Source organism: Nonomuraea sp. NPDC049152, assembly GCF_040648355.1.
Taxonomy (GTDB): Bacteria; Actinomycetota; Actinomycetes; order Streptosporangiales; family Streptosporangiaceae; genus Nonomuraea.
In genome coordinates this window covers 33,170-45,396 of the sequence record NZ_JBEZDO010000018.1, presented here as the reverse complement: position 1 = coordinate 45,396, position 12,227 = coordinate 33,170, and the positions used below count along the sequence as shown (strand labels likewise).

Genomic DNA, 12,227 nt, shown 5'->3' with positions numbered 1-12,227 from the left:
TTCTACGAACCTCTCATAGCCCGAAGTTCCGCGATCAGGTCCCGCAATACCGACCAGCCGGTCATTTCCCCAGTGGTGACGTAGCCGACACTCCGCATCGGCGGCTCCGAGCCCAGCTCCTCCGTGGCGACCTTGGCCGAACAGCCGATCAGCGACAGCAGTGGGACGATCGCCGCCCCCAGCCCGTGGCCGACCATCGAGACCAGCACGCCGTCGTCCTCCACCGTCATCTGCCCCGCGGGCAGCCACTCCTGCCGCTTCCACCAGCGGCTGGTCTCGGCCGAGCAGTTCTCGTGCCAGTCGATGATCGGCAGGCAGCGCGGGTCGGGGTGGCCGGCGGGATAGGCGAAGACGTACGGCTCGGCGAACAGCTCCTTGACCACCAGCCCGTCGACGTGGACGGGCAGGGTGGTGACGCCGATGTCCGCCCTGCCGTCGAGGACCTCGCCCGCGATCCCGCGCCCGATGTCCCGCACGATCCGCACGTCCACCGTCACCTTCGGATGGCGCGCCCCGAACCTTGCCAGCGCCGTCGGCAGCAGGTGGAAGGCGGCGCTGCGGAAGGCGGCCAGCCTGATCGTGCCGGTGACGGGACCGCCGGAGGCGCCGTAGGCTTCGGCTTTCATCACCTCCAGCATGCGCAGCACCCGCCGCGCGTGGCCCGCCACCACCTCTCCCGCGGGCGTCGGCGCGGCGCCGTGCCTGCCACGCTGGAACAGGACCGTGCCGATCTTTCTCTCGGCGGCGCGGACCGCGTGGGAGACGGCCGACTGGGTCAGGCCGAGGTCCATCGCGGCGGAGGAGAAGCCGCGCTCCCGCTCCACGGCGACGAGGACACGCAACTCGCTGAGCGTGAGGTCGTCCATACATGAATTCTATTCATGCAATGGGGCTCATCCATTGACGCGTCCCCCTACCTGGGGGCTTCCGGCTGTTCGTAGCGTTGCCGTACCTGATCTCATCGAAGGGGGATGACGGCCGTGCGCGCTGTCCAGATCACCAGGCTTGGCGGCCTCGACGAGCTCCACGAGACGGAGCTGCCCGACCCCGTGCCCGGCGACGGCGAGGTGCTCGTCGAGGTGGAGGCCGCAGGGGTGAACTTCGCCGACATCGAGCGGATCGCGGGCACCTACCTGCCGCCCGAGCTGCCCTTCGTGCCGGGCAGCGAGGTCGTCGGCCGCACCGCCCACGGCACCAGGGTGATGGCGTTCACCAGCAGGGGGTACGCCACCAAGGCTGTCGTCAAGGACCCGGTGGAGATCCCCTCGACGATGGCGGCGGGCGAGGCGCTCGCGCTGCTCGTGCAGGGACTGACCGCCTGGCACCTGCTGCGCACCGCCGCCAGGGTACGGCAGGGCGACAGCGTGGTCGTCAACGCGGGCGCGGGCGGGGTCGGCCACCTCGCCGTGCAGCTCGCCAGGCAGTTCGGCGCCTCTCGCGTGATCGCCACCGCCTCCACCGCGGCCAAGCGCGAGCTGACGCTGTCGCTCGGCGCCGACGCGGCGGTGGACGGCTCGGCCGACGGGTACGCGGAGCGGATCATCTCGGCGAACGGTGGGCGCGGGGTCGACATCGTCCTCGACGCCGTGGGCGGCCCCGTGTTCGACGCGGCCGTCGACGCGCTCGCGCCCTTCGGCAGGATCGTCGCCTACGGGACGTCGTCGGGCGTGGACCCTACGCCGGTCGACGTCGACCTGCTGACGAACAGGAACGCGTCAGTGACGGGATTCTGGGTGGGGCCGACGCTGCGGATGCCAGGCATGCGGGACGAACCGCTGCGGGAGCTGGTGGGTCTGACGGTCGCGGGACGGCTGCGGCCGGTGGTGGGCGGCGAGTACAAGCTCGCCGACGCTCGGGTGGCGCTGGAGGACCTGGCGGCGCGCCGTACGCAGGGGAAGATCGTCCTCCTCCCCTGACGTCCAATGCCGCTGTCGCCGCGCCGAGAGCACTCGACGCACGTACGGTGACCGTGCCGGTGGCCTCGAAGGGGGTCAGAAGTTCGAGATGACCGCGGTGAAGACCTGGTCGATGGCGTCGGGGCGGGACGAGTCGTACGCCGCCCCGTCCGTCGCCTCCGCGATCCTCCTCAGCGTCTCCTGATCGGCGTCCGTCCCGAACCCGATGGTGAACAGCCGGACGCTCTGCTCCCCGCCTGACTCCAGCTGGGGCAGCAGGTTGTCCAGCGAGATCCCTCCGCTCTTCTCGTTCTTGCCGTCGGTCAGGAACACCACCGCGTTGATCGCCTCGGGATCGTGGGCCGCCTTCATCGTCGAGAAGGCGGCCAGCGCCGTGTCGTACAGCCCGGTGCCGCCCTGGGGGAGCAGGTCGGTGATCTGCCGCTTCAGCTTGGGGCCGGTGGCCGACATCGGGTCGAGGGGCACCAGCTCCCTGTGGTCCAGCGCGCCGTCCTGGTTGGTGGAGAAGGCCCAGAGCCCGACCGCGTCGTCCCCCCTGAACTGCGGCAGCGCGTTGACAGCCGCCTTCTTCGCCAGCTCCAGCCTGGTCTGCCCGGTCCCTTCGGCCTCCTGCTCCATCGATCCCGACTTGTCGATCACGATGAGGACGTTCGCCCGTTTGCGCAGCGACGACCAGCCGCGCAGCAGCTCCTCCAGCACGGCGGCGGACGGCATCGCGAGCTCGGCGATCTTCGCGTTCGGCAGCACGCCGTACTCCTGCTTGGCCAGCGGTCCAGGCTTGCCGTCGAAGGTGCGGTAGCCGAACGACTGGAAATAGCCCTGCACGGCCGCCGAATGAAGATAAGTCAGGAAGTCGGCGGCCACGGCCTTCGTCCTCGCGTCCATCCAGGTCAGCGGGACGTACGGGTGGTCGGAGTAGAGGGTGCCGTCGGAGGGGTAGATCGCGGCGAGCGGCGTCCGAGGCGGCGGCTCCTTGCCGAGCGTCGCGGGGTCGCCCGACGGATTGCCCCTGTTGTAGTCGGTGACCGAGTTCTCCTCCAGCGTCACCGCCGAGATGTACCGCATCGCCGCGCCCCTGGCGTCGGCGCGCCGCAGGTTGGCCATGAAGGTCATCGTGATGTCGCCGTAGTGGACGATCGACCGCTCGACGTCCCGCACGAACCGCTTGACCTCGGGCTTGGCGAGGTCGCGCACGGTCAGGTCGCCGGTCGTGCCGGTGGCGGCGAAGTAGGCCCCGATCGTCGCGTTGAGCCCGCTGGTGGAGAAGTTCGGATTGGTCTTGCCGAGCTTGAACGCGCCCCACTCGGGGTGGCCGTACCTGGCCCAACCCTTGGGGTCGGCGGCCAGCTTGGCCAGGTCGGCCCAGCCGATCGCCTTGCCGGGCCAGCCGAGCGCCTCGGCCATCGGCTGCGGCATCGCGATCGTGAGCGGCGAGGTCATGATCGGGACCGGCTCGCCCTCGGCCACGGGAACCGTGCCGTCGGCCGTACCGGCCTGCCTGCGCAGCAACGTCACCCACGCGCTGCCGGCGGGCGCCCACACGTCGGGCCGCTTGCCGTCGCTCTGCTCTTTCCAGCCTCTGGCCAGCGTCCGCATCACGATGCCGGAGTTCGCCTCGTCGACCGTGACCGCGGCGCACGTCGCCTTGTTGTAGTCGGCGGCGACCTTGCGCAGGATGTGCACCTTGTCCTGGGATGCCGCCACTCTGAGCGGTACGGCCGGGCCCCCGCAGGCGGCCGGCTGCCCCGGCTCTCTCGTGGTGTACCACCGCAGGCCCACGATGAGCCCGGCCGCGACGATCACGGCGACGACGAACGGCAGGACGCGACGGCGTGGCCGCGCGGGGGGATACGCCACTCAGTGATCGTAAAACAGGACCTACCTCACGCGCCCGTGCAGGAGTTCGACCAGTGTTCTGTGGGTCTCGTCCAGCGGGCGTTGGGGGTGCAGGGCGCGCCGCTCGATCGTGACCGTCAGGACCATGCCGAAGATCGCGGTCGCGGCGGTGTCGACGTCGAGGTCGGGCCGTACGGCGCCCTCGTCGACGGCCCTGCGCAGGACGTCCGCGTAGACGCCGAACACCTCGGAGCGCAGCTTGGCCACCGCCTCCTGCCACGCGGTGCGCCACATCTCGGCCAGCAGCACCCTGGCCAAGGCGCCGTACTGCTCGAAGAACTCCAGCTGGCCGCGCACGGCCGCGTCGAGCGCGGCCAGGCCCGTGTCGCCGACCGCCGCCTCGCGCAGCGCGTGGGCGAGCCGCTCGATGCTGTGCTCGAGCAGGGCGGCGAACAGCGCCTCCTTCGTGCCGAAGTTGTAGAAGACGGTGCCCTTGGCCACACCCGCGCGCTCGGCGATCGCGTCGACCGTGGTGGCCGAGTAGCCCTGCTCGGCGATCAGTTCGATCGCCGCGCCGAACACCTTGGAGCGCGTCTCCGCCCTGCTCACAGCGACAGCTCGGGGTGCAGGCGCTTGACCGACCAGGTGCGGCCCTTGTTCACGGCGAGGACCGTGAGCGCGAGCCCGAGGAGGAGGAACAGGGTGAGCACGCCGCCAGCCTGCCACACCACGGTCAGATCGCCGCCGCTGATCAACCGGCGCAGCGCCGACACCAGCCAGCTCATGGGCAGCCATGGCGAGATCGTCTGGAAGAAGCCGGGCGAGGTCTCGATCGGGTAGGTGCCCGCCGCCGAGGTCAGCTGCAGCATCAGCAGGGCCAGCGCGACCACCCTGCCGGGCGCGCCGAGCAGCGCGTTGACCGCCTGGATGATCGCCATGAACGCGCCCGTGGCCAGCAGCAGCAGTCCTGCCACGCCCGCCCAGTGCGCCGCCTCCAGGCCGAGGGCGAACCTCAGGACGGCCAGCAGCACGCCGACCTGCGCCGCGCCCAGTGCGAAGGCGGGGACCCAGCCGGACAGCGCCACCCGCAGCGCGCCTGCCGTACCGGCGAGAAGGCGCGGGTTGAGCGGGCGCAGCACCATGTAGGCGATCATCGCGCCCACCCACAGCGCCAGCGGCACGAAGAACGGCGCGAACCCGGTGCCGTAGTTGGGCACCTCGTTGTCGACGGACTTGGCCAGCCGCACGGGGTCGCTCATCATGTCCGTGCGCCCGTCCCGCTCCGACTTGCTGTAGTCGGGGATCTGCTCGGCGCCGTCGTTCAGTCCGGCGGCCAGGTCCTTCGAGCCGTCGCTGAGCTTGCCCGAGCCGTCGTGCAGCTTGCCGACGCCTGAGTGGAGCTGGTCGGCGCCGTCGTTCAGCCTGCCGACGCCGGTGCGCAGCTGGGTGGCGCCGTCGGTCAGCTTCACCAGGCCGCCGCCGAGCTTGCCGAGCCCGTCGCTGACCTGCTGCGAGCCGTCGGCCAGCTTGCCGACGCCGGTCGTCAGCTTGCCCACGGCCGTGCCCGACTTGGTGATGCCGGCGTTCACCTGGGCCGCGCCGTCGGCCAGCTTGGCCAGACCCGCGTCCAGCTCGTTGTACTTCTCACGCAGCGCCGCCACCTGCGGCCCCACCTTGGGCGCGGCCTCGGCCACCTTGCGCGCGTTCGCGGCCAGCTCCCTGGCCTCCCGCTGCAGGTCCGCGAGGCGCTCCCGCGAGTCGGAGCCGGTGTCCTGCCGCTGCCCCACAGAGGACGCCCTGTCGACGACCGACTGCGCCGACGAGGCCGCGGCCCTGGCCAGCCGCCGCAGCTCGGGGTCGGCGTCCGGGTGCGACTCCAGATAGTCCTGTACGGCCTGCGCCTTGCCCGCCGCCTCCTCTGCCGCCCCGCTGACCCGGTTCGTGTCCTGGCCCGACGTCGAGCCGAGCCCGTCGGCGATCGCGTCGAGCCCGTCGGCGATGCGGTCGGCGGCGTCGCCCACGCGCGGGCCCCACTCCTCCAGGACGGGGATGTACTTGTCGGCCGCGTCGTTCACCTTGCCCGAGTTCGCGTGCACCTGGTCGTAGACCTGCTTGTTGCCCGCGGCGACCTTCGCGGCGCCGTCGCCCAGCTTGGTCAGCCCGGTGCCGAGCTGGGTGAGCCCGTTCTGGGCGGTGACCAGGCCCTTGGTGACCTTGGCCGAGCCTGCGGCGAGCTTGCCCGTGGCGCTGTTCGCGCTGCCCAGGCCCACGGTGAGCCGCTGGGCGCCGTCCTCGGTCCTGCCCAGGCCCGCCGACAGCTGCTGGGTGGCGCTCTCCGTCTTGCCCAGGCCCTTGTCGATCTTGTTGGCGCCCTTGTGCAGCTTGTCCGCGCCGTCGGCCGCCTCGTTCGTCTTGTCGTGCATGTCGCCGATCGAGACGAAGACCTGGTCGAAGTAGTCGTGCACTGCGGTCTGCGCGGCCGCCGCCCTGACCTCGTTGAAGACCGCGTCGGAGATGGAGCTCATGATGTAGGAGCGGCCGGCGTCCACCTCGACGCTGAGCTGGGCGGGGCTGGGCGTGCCGTCCTGCGAGGGCGAGGCCAGGCGCGCGCTGAAGTCGGCGGGGACGGTCAGCGACAGGTAGTAGCTGCCGTCGCGCACGCCGTCGGCCGCCTGCGTGGCGGTGGTCGTGTGCCAGTCGAAGACCTCACGGTCCTTGAGCTCCTCGGCCAGGTCCTGGCCCGCGTGCAGCGTCCTGCCGTCCGCGTCGGCGGGGCGGTCCTCCATCACCAGGGCGACGGGCACCCTGTCGAGGTGGCCCTGCGGATCCCAGAACGACCACAGGTACAGCCCCGCGTACAGCAGGGGCAGCATCACCACACCCGCGATCGCCGCCCTGGTCAGCCGGGACCGCGAGAACCGGCGCAACTCCTTCATCACAGCTCCACGAGGTGGTCGTAGCGGGCGGGCGGGGTCACGCAGGAGGCGACCACGGTCCTGCCCAGGTCCCTGAACAGGTTCCACAGCGCGATCTGGCGCTCGGGCGGCAGGCCCGCGTCGATGTTGTCGGCGACGATCAGGGCGGGGGAGTCGAGCAGCGCGAGGGCGACGCCGAGCCGTACCCGCTGCTCCCTGTCGAGCTCCCGCACGAGCGTCCGCTGGTCCACCTCGAGGCCCGCCCCCTCGAGGGCCTCGGCGTGGTGCTTGCGCCCCCTGCGGCGCTCGTGCAGGTGCTCGTGGACGGTCAGCGCCTTGTCGAAGTCGGTCACCCCGTCGACCAGCGCCAGCGCCGCGACCCTGCGGATCGCGCGCGGGCCGGTGTGCCCTGCCACGTGCAGGGTGCCCGCCGTCGGCTTCATCCGGCCGGAGAGCGTCAGCAGCAGGCTCGTACGGCCGCTGCCGGTCGGGCCCGCGACCACGGTGAGCGTGTTCTCGCCCGCTTCGAGCGAGACGTCGGCGAACACCCCTTCCACCGACAGACCCTTCGCGACGATCACCACGACTCCTCTTTAGAACTGACCAGTCAGTACAAAAGCTAACGCATGGGATGGCGACGAACGTCCCCGAGCGTGTGTGATGATGCCCACGCACCCACTGAAAGGTCATGAAATGGCACCGACGATCGCCACAGCCCGCCGCGTGGAGCTGCCCGAGCTGCTCGACTTCCTCCGCCCGCGGCATCGCGGCCTGCTGAGCACCACCCGCTCCACCGGGCGGCCCCAGCTCTCGCCCGTCACCTGCGGCGTCGACGAGGAGGGCAGGATCGTCGTGTCCACCTACCCGGCGAGGGCCAAGTCCCAGAACGCCAGGCGGGACGAGCGGGTGTCGATCTGCGTGCTGTCCGACACGTGGGACGGGCCGTACGTCCAGGTCGACGGCCGCGCCGAGGTCCTCGACCTGCCCGAGGCCCTGGAGCCGCTGGTCGAGTACTACCGGTGCATCTCGGGCGAGCACCCCGACTGGGACGAGTACCGCGCGGCCATGCGCCGCCAGGACAAGTCGCTCATCCGCATTCGGATCGACGCTTGGGGACCCATCGCCACCGGCGGCTTCCCTCCCGCTATGGCAGCGGGATCAGGTACGTGATGAACCCGCGGTTCTCGGCCACCTTGTCGTAGAGGCGCCGCGCCGTGCCGTTCGACTCCTGGGTGTGCCAGTAGACGCGCCCGCAGCCGCGCCGCCGCGCCTCCTCGGTCACCGCCGAGATCAGCGCCCGTGCCACGCCCTTTCCGCGCACGTCAGGGGCGGTGAACAGGTCCTGTAGGTAGCAGGCGTCCGCGTCGGGCGCAGAGGTGCTGGGATGGACGAGGAAGTGCGTGATCCCGACCAGCCGGCCGTCCAGCCTGGCGCCGAGCGCGTGCATCCTGGTGTCCTTCTCGAACTCCTCCCATGCCCGCTGGTACATCTCGTCGGGCTCGGTGCGCTGGTAGAAGTCGATGTAGGCGCGGAACAGGGCCTCCCACGCGGGCCTGTCGGACGGGTGGAGCCTGCCGATGCTGATCATGTGCGCTTCCTGGTGGTACGGCCACGGGCGCCCCAATCTACGCACGAGTGGCCTGGCGCGACACGCCCACTTCCCGCGGAAACCGCAGGACCACTACCGGCCCTTCCGGGCGCGCCTCATGCTCCGGCGGCCGGGGGCCGGTCGAGCGCGATCCCGAAGTGGTCGAGGTAGGCAGGCAGGAGCTCGATCTCGCTCAGAACGCGTTCGGTGCGCTCGCCGTGCACGGTATGGATCAGCTTGCGGCCGCTGATCGTGGTCCTGCCCTGGGCCGTACGCATCGAACAGACCGGTGACCTGGTGAAGTGCGACTGCGTTGAGGTCGTCTGCCACCAGCACGTCGGGACGAAGTCCGCCAGCTCGTACGGCCGCGCGGTCAACCGGTAGCCCTGCTCGCCCCGGTGCAGGATGTCGAGGTCGCCGGAGCCGCTGGGAGCCGGAACGATCTGGAACACACCCCCGCCGTCACTCTGCTCGCCGCGCTCGTCCAGCCGCAGCGGCTCGTCGGCGAAGTCGCCGAAGCCCACGTCGACCAGCCAAGGCTCGTCGAGATCGACGCGCAGCGCCATGTGGTCGAACAGCGGCCCCGGCGTGCTGCCGTGGAAGACCCTGGCGGCCAGCATCGTCACCTGGTAGCCGAGCGCGGTCAGTAGCTCGGCGAACAGCCCGTTCAGCTCGTAACAGAAGCCGCCGCGGCGGCTGTCGACGATCTTGTCGAACAACGCTCCGGGCTTGAGCGAGATCGGCTCGCCGAGATGGATGCTCAGATTCTCGAACGGCACCGCCTCCAGGTGCGCGAGCTGGAGAGCCCGCAGGCTTCCCGCGTCCGGCTCAGCGGGCCGCGTCGCACCGAATCTGTCCAGGTACCGGGTGATCTGCGACTCGTCCATGAGACAAAGCCAACCACGCGCCGCGGGGGCTCGGATCCCTCAGAGGAGGAGTCCGAGCCCGTTCGCGCGTAGCGCGCCCCAGGGGGGGTGATGCCGTGGAGGTCAGATCCCCAGGGCGGATGGCGCGCCGTACTCCGCCAGGAAGAGGGCCTCGGTGGTCACCACCCTGCGCAGCTCCTCCAGGTTCACCCGCTCGTTGGGCGCGTGGATCGCCGCGTCCTCGTCCTCCGCGCCGAACAGCAGGATCTCGGCCAGGGGGAACTGCTTGAGCAGCGTGTTGACCAGCGGGATCGACCCGCCTGCGCCCACGTCGCGGGGGGCGCGGCCGAAGGCGCGCTCCATGGCCCTGTTGAGCGCCGAGCGCGCCCTGCCGCCCGAGTCGGCCTGGAAGCCCGACCCGACGACGAAGTCGCTGAAGCTCACCTTCACGCCCCACGGCGCGACCTGCTGCAGGAAGTCGGTGATGGCGTCGAGCGTCGTCTTGGGGTCGCCCGCGGGCGGGATGCGGACCGTCACCCTGGCGCGCGCCGCCGGCTGGACGGCGTTGATGGCGCCGGAGACCGTGGGGACGTCCATGCCCGTCACGGTGATCGCGTAGGAGGACCACAGGCGGTCGGCGAGCGAGCCGGAACCGACAAGCGAGACGCCGTCGAGGACGCCTGCCGTCTTCCTGAACTCCTCCTCGGTGGGGCCGGTGCCGAGGAAGCTGCCGCGCGGCAGGCCGGGGACGCGGATGTCGCCGTTGTCGTCGTGCAGCGCGGTCAGCACGCGCATGAGCGCGGCCAGCGCGTCGGGGGCCGCGCCGCCGAAGGAGCCGCTGTGGACGGGCTCGCGCAGCGTCCGCGTCTCGATGGTGAAGGCGGCCATGCCGCGCAGCGACGTCGTGACAGCGGGGTCGCCGATGCGCGGGTTGCCGGTGTCGGCGACGATGATCGCGTCGGCGCGGACCAGCTCGGGGTTGCGCTCGACGAAGGCCTCCAGGCGCTCGCCTGCGTACTCCTCCTGCCCCTCGATGATCACCTTGATGCCGACGGGGAAGCGGCCGTGGAAGGCGCGCAGGGCGGCGATGTGGGAGATGATGCCCGACTTGTCGTCGGCGGTGCCCCTGCCGTACAGGGACCCGTCGATCAGGGTGGGCTCGAAGGGCGGGGTGCGCCACGCCGCGGGGTCGCCTGCGGGCTGCACGTCGTAGTGCGCGTACAGCAGCACCGTGGGAGCGCCGGGGGGAGCGGGCGCCTCGCCGAAGACGGCGGGGAAGCTGCCCTCCACGGGAATCCGCTGCACGTGCGGCAGGCCCACGCTGCGCAGCAGTTCCTCGGTCGCGGCGGCGGCGGCGAGGACGGGCTCCTCGGGGTGGCCGGGGAAGGCCACGGAGGGGATGGACGCCAGCCGCTTCAGGTCCTCGATGGCCTGGGGCATTCCCGCCGCGACGGCGCTCTCTAGCTGGTCAGGAGTCACGGGTTGTCCCCCGGTGTCGTTCTGGACAGTACGTCTCATTGCATCACAGAAGGTTCCACATGGTGGAAACGGGCTTCGAAGGGCCATGCGGATTTCGTCGATATTACAGAGGCGATCTGCGGATCCCGGATTTCTTGCAGAGTGTTGCCACGCTTTCGCTTGGCAACACCCCATGTGAACATGCACACTGTGGGGAGTTCAGACACGAGGGAAGATACCGATGACGCAGCCCGAAAACGACGTTCTCAAGGCCGCTCAGGACAACCTGTGGTTGCATTTCACCCGGCACAGCTCCTACAAGGAGCACGAGATCCCCACCATCGTGCGGGGTGAAGGCGCCTACATCTACGACATTCACGGCAAGCGCTACCTCGACGGGCTGGCAGGACTCTTCGTCGTCCAGGTCGGCCACGGCCGCAGCGAGCTGGCCGAGGCCGCCGCCAAGCAGGCGCAGGAGCTGGCCTTCTTCCCCCTGTGGTCCTACGCCCACCCGAAGGCGGCCGAGCTCGCACACCGGCTCGCCCAGGAGGCGCCCGGCGACCTCAACCGCGTGTTCTTCACCACCGGTGGCGGCGAGGCCGTCGAGACCGCGTGGAAGCTGGCCAAGCAGTACTACAAGGTCACCGGCAAGCCGCTCAAGCACAAGGTCATCAGCCGCCAGATCGCCTACCACGGCACCCCGCAGGGCGCCCTGTCGATCACCGGCATCCCCGCCTTCAAGCAGATGTTCGAGCCGCTCGTGCCCGGCTCCATCCGCGTGCCGAACACCAACCACTACCGCGCCGACGAGATCTCCGGCATCAAGGGCATGACGCCCGAGCAGTACGGCCTGTGGGCCGCCGACCGCGTCGCCCAGGCCATCGAGATGGAGGGCCCCGACACCGTCGCCGCCGTCTTCGTCGAGCCGGTGCAGAACGCGGGCGGCTGTTTCCCGCCGCCGCCCGGATACTTCCAGCGGCTGCGCGAGATCTGCGACGAGTACGACGTGCTGCTGGTCTCCGACGAGGTCATCTGCGCGTACGGCAGGCTCGGCACGATGTTCGGCGGTCAGAAGTTCGACTACACGCCTGACATCATCACCTCGGCCAAGGGCCTGACCTCCGGCTACTCGCCGCTCGGCGCCATGATCGCGCACGACAGGCTGTTCGAGCCGTTCAAGGACGGCGCCGAGATGTTCGCCCACGGCTACACCTTCGGCGGGCACCCCGTCTCCGCCGCGGTCGCGCTGGCCAACCTCGACATCTTCGAGCGCGAGGACCTGCTCGGCCACGTCAGCCGTAACGAGGGCGCGTTCAAGAGCACCCTCGAGAAGCTCAAGGACCTGCCGATCGTCGGCGACGTCCGCGGCTCCGGCTACTTCTGGGGCATCGAGCTGGTCAAGGACAAGGTGACGAAGGAGACCTTCAGCGCCGAGGAGTCCGAGCGGCTCATCCGCGGCTACCTGTCCAACGCGCTCTACTCCAACGGCCTCTACTGCCGCGCCGACGACCGCGGCGACCCGGTCATCCAGCTCGCTCCTCCGCTCATCGCCGGGCAGAAGGAGTTCGACGAGATCGAGTCGATCATCCGCAACGTTCTGGTCGAAGGCCTGAACCTCCTCTAAAGCACCCCCTCTCAGGAAAGGACC

11 protein-coding genes are annotated in these 12,227 nt (G+C 70.3%); 3 read left to right on the top strand and 8 right to left on the bottom strand.

What is annotated here, in order from left to right; translation table 11 throughout:
• Positions 1-2: 2 nt before the first annotated feature.
• Positions 3-866, bottom strand: coding sequence for a LysR family transcriptional regulator (locus AB0B45_RS29380; RefSeq protein ID WP_358136928.1), 864 nt, complete (start codon positions 864-866; stop codon positions 3-5).
• Positions 867-971: 105 nt separating this feature from the next.
• Here AB0B45_RS29380 and AB0B45_RS29375 point away from each other — a divergent pair, with 105 nt between their 5' ends.
• On the top strand, positions 972-1,916 hold the full coding sequence (locus AB0B45_RS29375; RefSeq protein WP_358136925.1) for a zinc-binding dehydrogenase: 945 nt from the start codon (positions 972-974) through the stop codon (positions 1,914-1,916).
• A gap of 75 nt (positions 1,917-1,991) precedes the next feature.
• Here the strand turns inward: AB0B45_RS29375 and AB0B45_RS29370 are convergent, their stop codons facing one another.
• From AB0B45_RS29370 to AB0B45_RS29355, 4 genes are read right to left on the bottom strand one after another with little or no spacing between them, the layout of a single operon-like run.
• Positions 1,992-3,773: a substrate-binding and VWA domain-containing protein gene (locus AB0B45_RS29370; RefSeq protein ID WP_358136922.1), complete on the bottom strand. Its 1,782-nt coding sequence runs from the start codon at positions 3,771-3,773 to the stop codon at positions 1,992-1,994.
• Positions 3,774-3,794: 21 nt separating this feature from the next.
• Positions 3,795-4,361: a TetR/AcrR family transcriptional regulator gene (locus tag AB0B45_RS29365; RefSeq protein ID WP_358136919.1), complete on the bottom strand. Its 567-nt coding sequence runs from the start codon at positions 4,359-4,361 to the stop codon at positions 3,795-3,797.
• Positions 4,358-6,688, bottom strand: a complete 2,331-nt coding sequence (locus AB0B45_RS29360; RefSeq protein ID WP_358136916.1) for a YhgE/Pip domain-containing protein — start codon at positions 6,686-6,688, stop codon at positions 4,358-4,360. The genes AB0B45_RS29365 and AB0B45_RS29360 overlap by 4 nt, the downstream gene beginning before the upstream one ends.
• Positions 6,688-7,248 (bottom strand): ATP-binding cassette domain-containing protein, encoded by a 561-nt coding sequence (locus AB0B45_RS29355; protein ID WP_358136913.1) that lies wholly within the window; start codon positions 7,246-7,248, stop codon positions 6,688-6,690. The genes AB0B45_RS29360 and AB0B45_RS29355 overlap by 1 nt, the downstream gene beginning before the upstream one ends.
• A gap of 112 nt (positions 7,249-7,360) precedes the next feature.
• Between AB0B45_RS29355 and AB0B45_RS29350 the strand changes: the two genes are divergently transcribed.
• Positions 7,361-7,837 carry a PPOX class F420-dependent oxidoreductase gene (locus AB0B45_RS29350; protein ID WP_358136911.1) on the top strand — a complete coding sequence of 159 codons (477 nt, stop codon included), beginning with the start codon at positions 7,361-7,363 and terminating at the stop codon, positions 7,835-7,837.
• Here AB0B45_RS29350 and AB0B45_RS29345 read toward each other — a convergent pair.
• The 3 genes from AB0B45_RS29345 to AB0B45_RS29335 all read right to left on the bottom strand — a co-directional run bounded on the left by AB0B45_RS29345 (position 7,812) and on the right by AB0B45_RS29335 (position 10,600).
• Positions 7,812-8,255, bottom strand: a complete 444-nt coding sequence (locus tag AB0B45_RS29345; RefSeq protein ID WP_358136909.1) for a GNAT family N-acetyltransferase — start codon at positions 8,253-8,255, stop codon at positions 7,812-7,814. The genes AB0B45_RS29350 and AB0B45_RS29345 overlap by 26 nt on opposite strands.
• Before the next feature lie 116 nt (positions 8,256-8,371).
• A complete protein-coding gene (locus tag AB0B45_RS29340; RefSeq protein ID WP_358136907.1) occupies positions 8,372-9,142 on the bottom strand; it encodes an arylamine N-acetyltransferase in 771 nt (256 codons plus the stop codon).
• A gap of 102 nt (positions 9,143-9,244) precedes the next feature.
• Entirely contained in the window at positions 9,245-10,600 is a 1,356-nt protein-coding gene (locus AB0B45_RS29335; RefSeq protein ID WP_358136905.1) for a M20/M25/M40 family metallo-hydrolase, read from the bottom strand.
• A gap of 220 nt (positions 10,601-10,820) precedes the next feature.
• Between AB0B45_RS29335 and AB0B45_RS29330 the strand changes: the two genes are divergently transcribed.
• Complete coding sequence (locus AB0B45_RS29330) at positions 10,821-12,203, top strand: aspartate aminotransferase family protein (RefSeq protein ID WP_358136904.1); 1,383 nt, start codon at positions 10,821-10,823, stop codon at positions 12,201-12,203.
• Positions 12,204-12,227 lie beyond the last annotated feature (24 nt).

What these genes read in the sequence shown, in the direction of transcription:
- AB0B45_RS29330 (WP_358136904.1), top strand. Translation starts at nt 10,821, where the DNA reads ATGACGCAGCCCGAAAACGACGTTCTCAAGGCCGCTCAGGACAACCTG.
- AB0B45_RS29345 (WP_358136909.1), bottom strand. Translation starts at nt 8,255, where the DNA reads ATGATCAGCATCGGCAGGCTCCACCCGTCCGACAGGCCCGCGTGGGAG.
- AB0B45_RS29375 (WP_358136925.1), top strand. Translation starts at nt 972, where the DNA reads ATGACGGCCGTGCGCGCTGTCCAGATCACCAGGCTTGGCGGCCTCGAC.
- AB0B45_RS29360 (WP_358136916.1), bottom strand. Translation starts at nt 6,688, where the DNA reads ATGAAGGAGTTGCGCCGGTTCTCGCGGTCCCGGCTGACCAGGGCGGCG.
- AB0B45_RS29380 (WP_358136928.1), bottom strand. Translation starts at nt 866, where the DNA reads ATGGACGACCTCACGCTCAGCGAGTTGCGTGTCCTCGTCGCCGTGGAG.
- AB0B45_RS29340 (WP_358136907.1), bottom strand. Translation starts at nt 9,142, where the DNA reads ATGGACGAGTCGCAGATCACCCGGTACCTGGACAGATTCGGTGCGACG.
- AB0B45_RS29350 (WP_358136911.1), top strand. Translation starts at nt 7,361, where the DNA reads ATGGCACCGACGATCGCCACAGCCCGCCGCGTGGAGCTGCCCGAGCTG.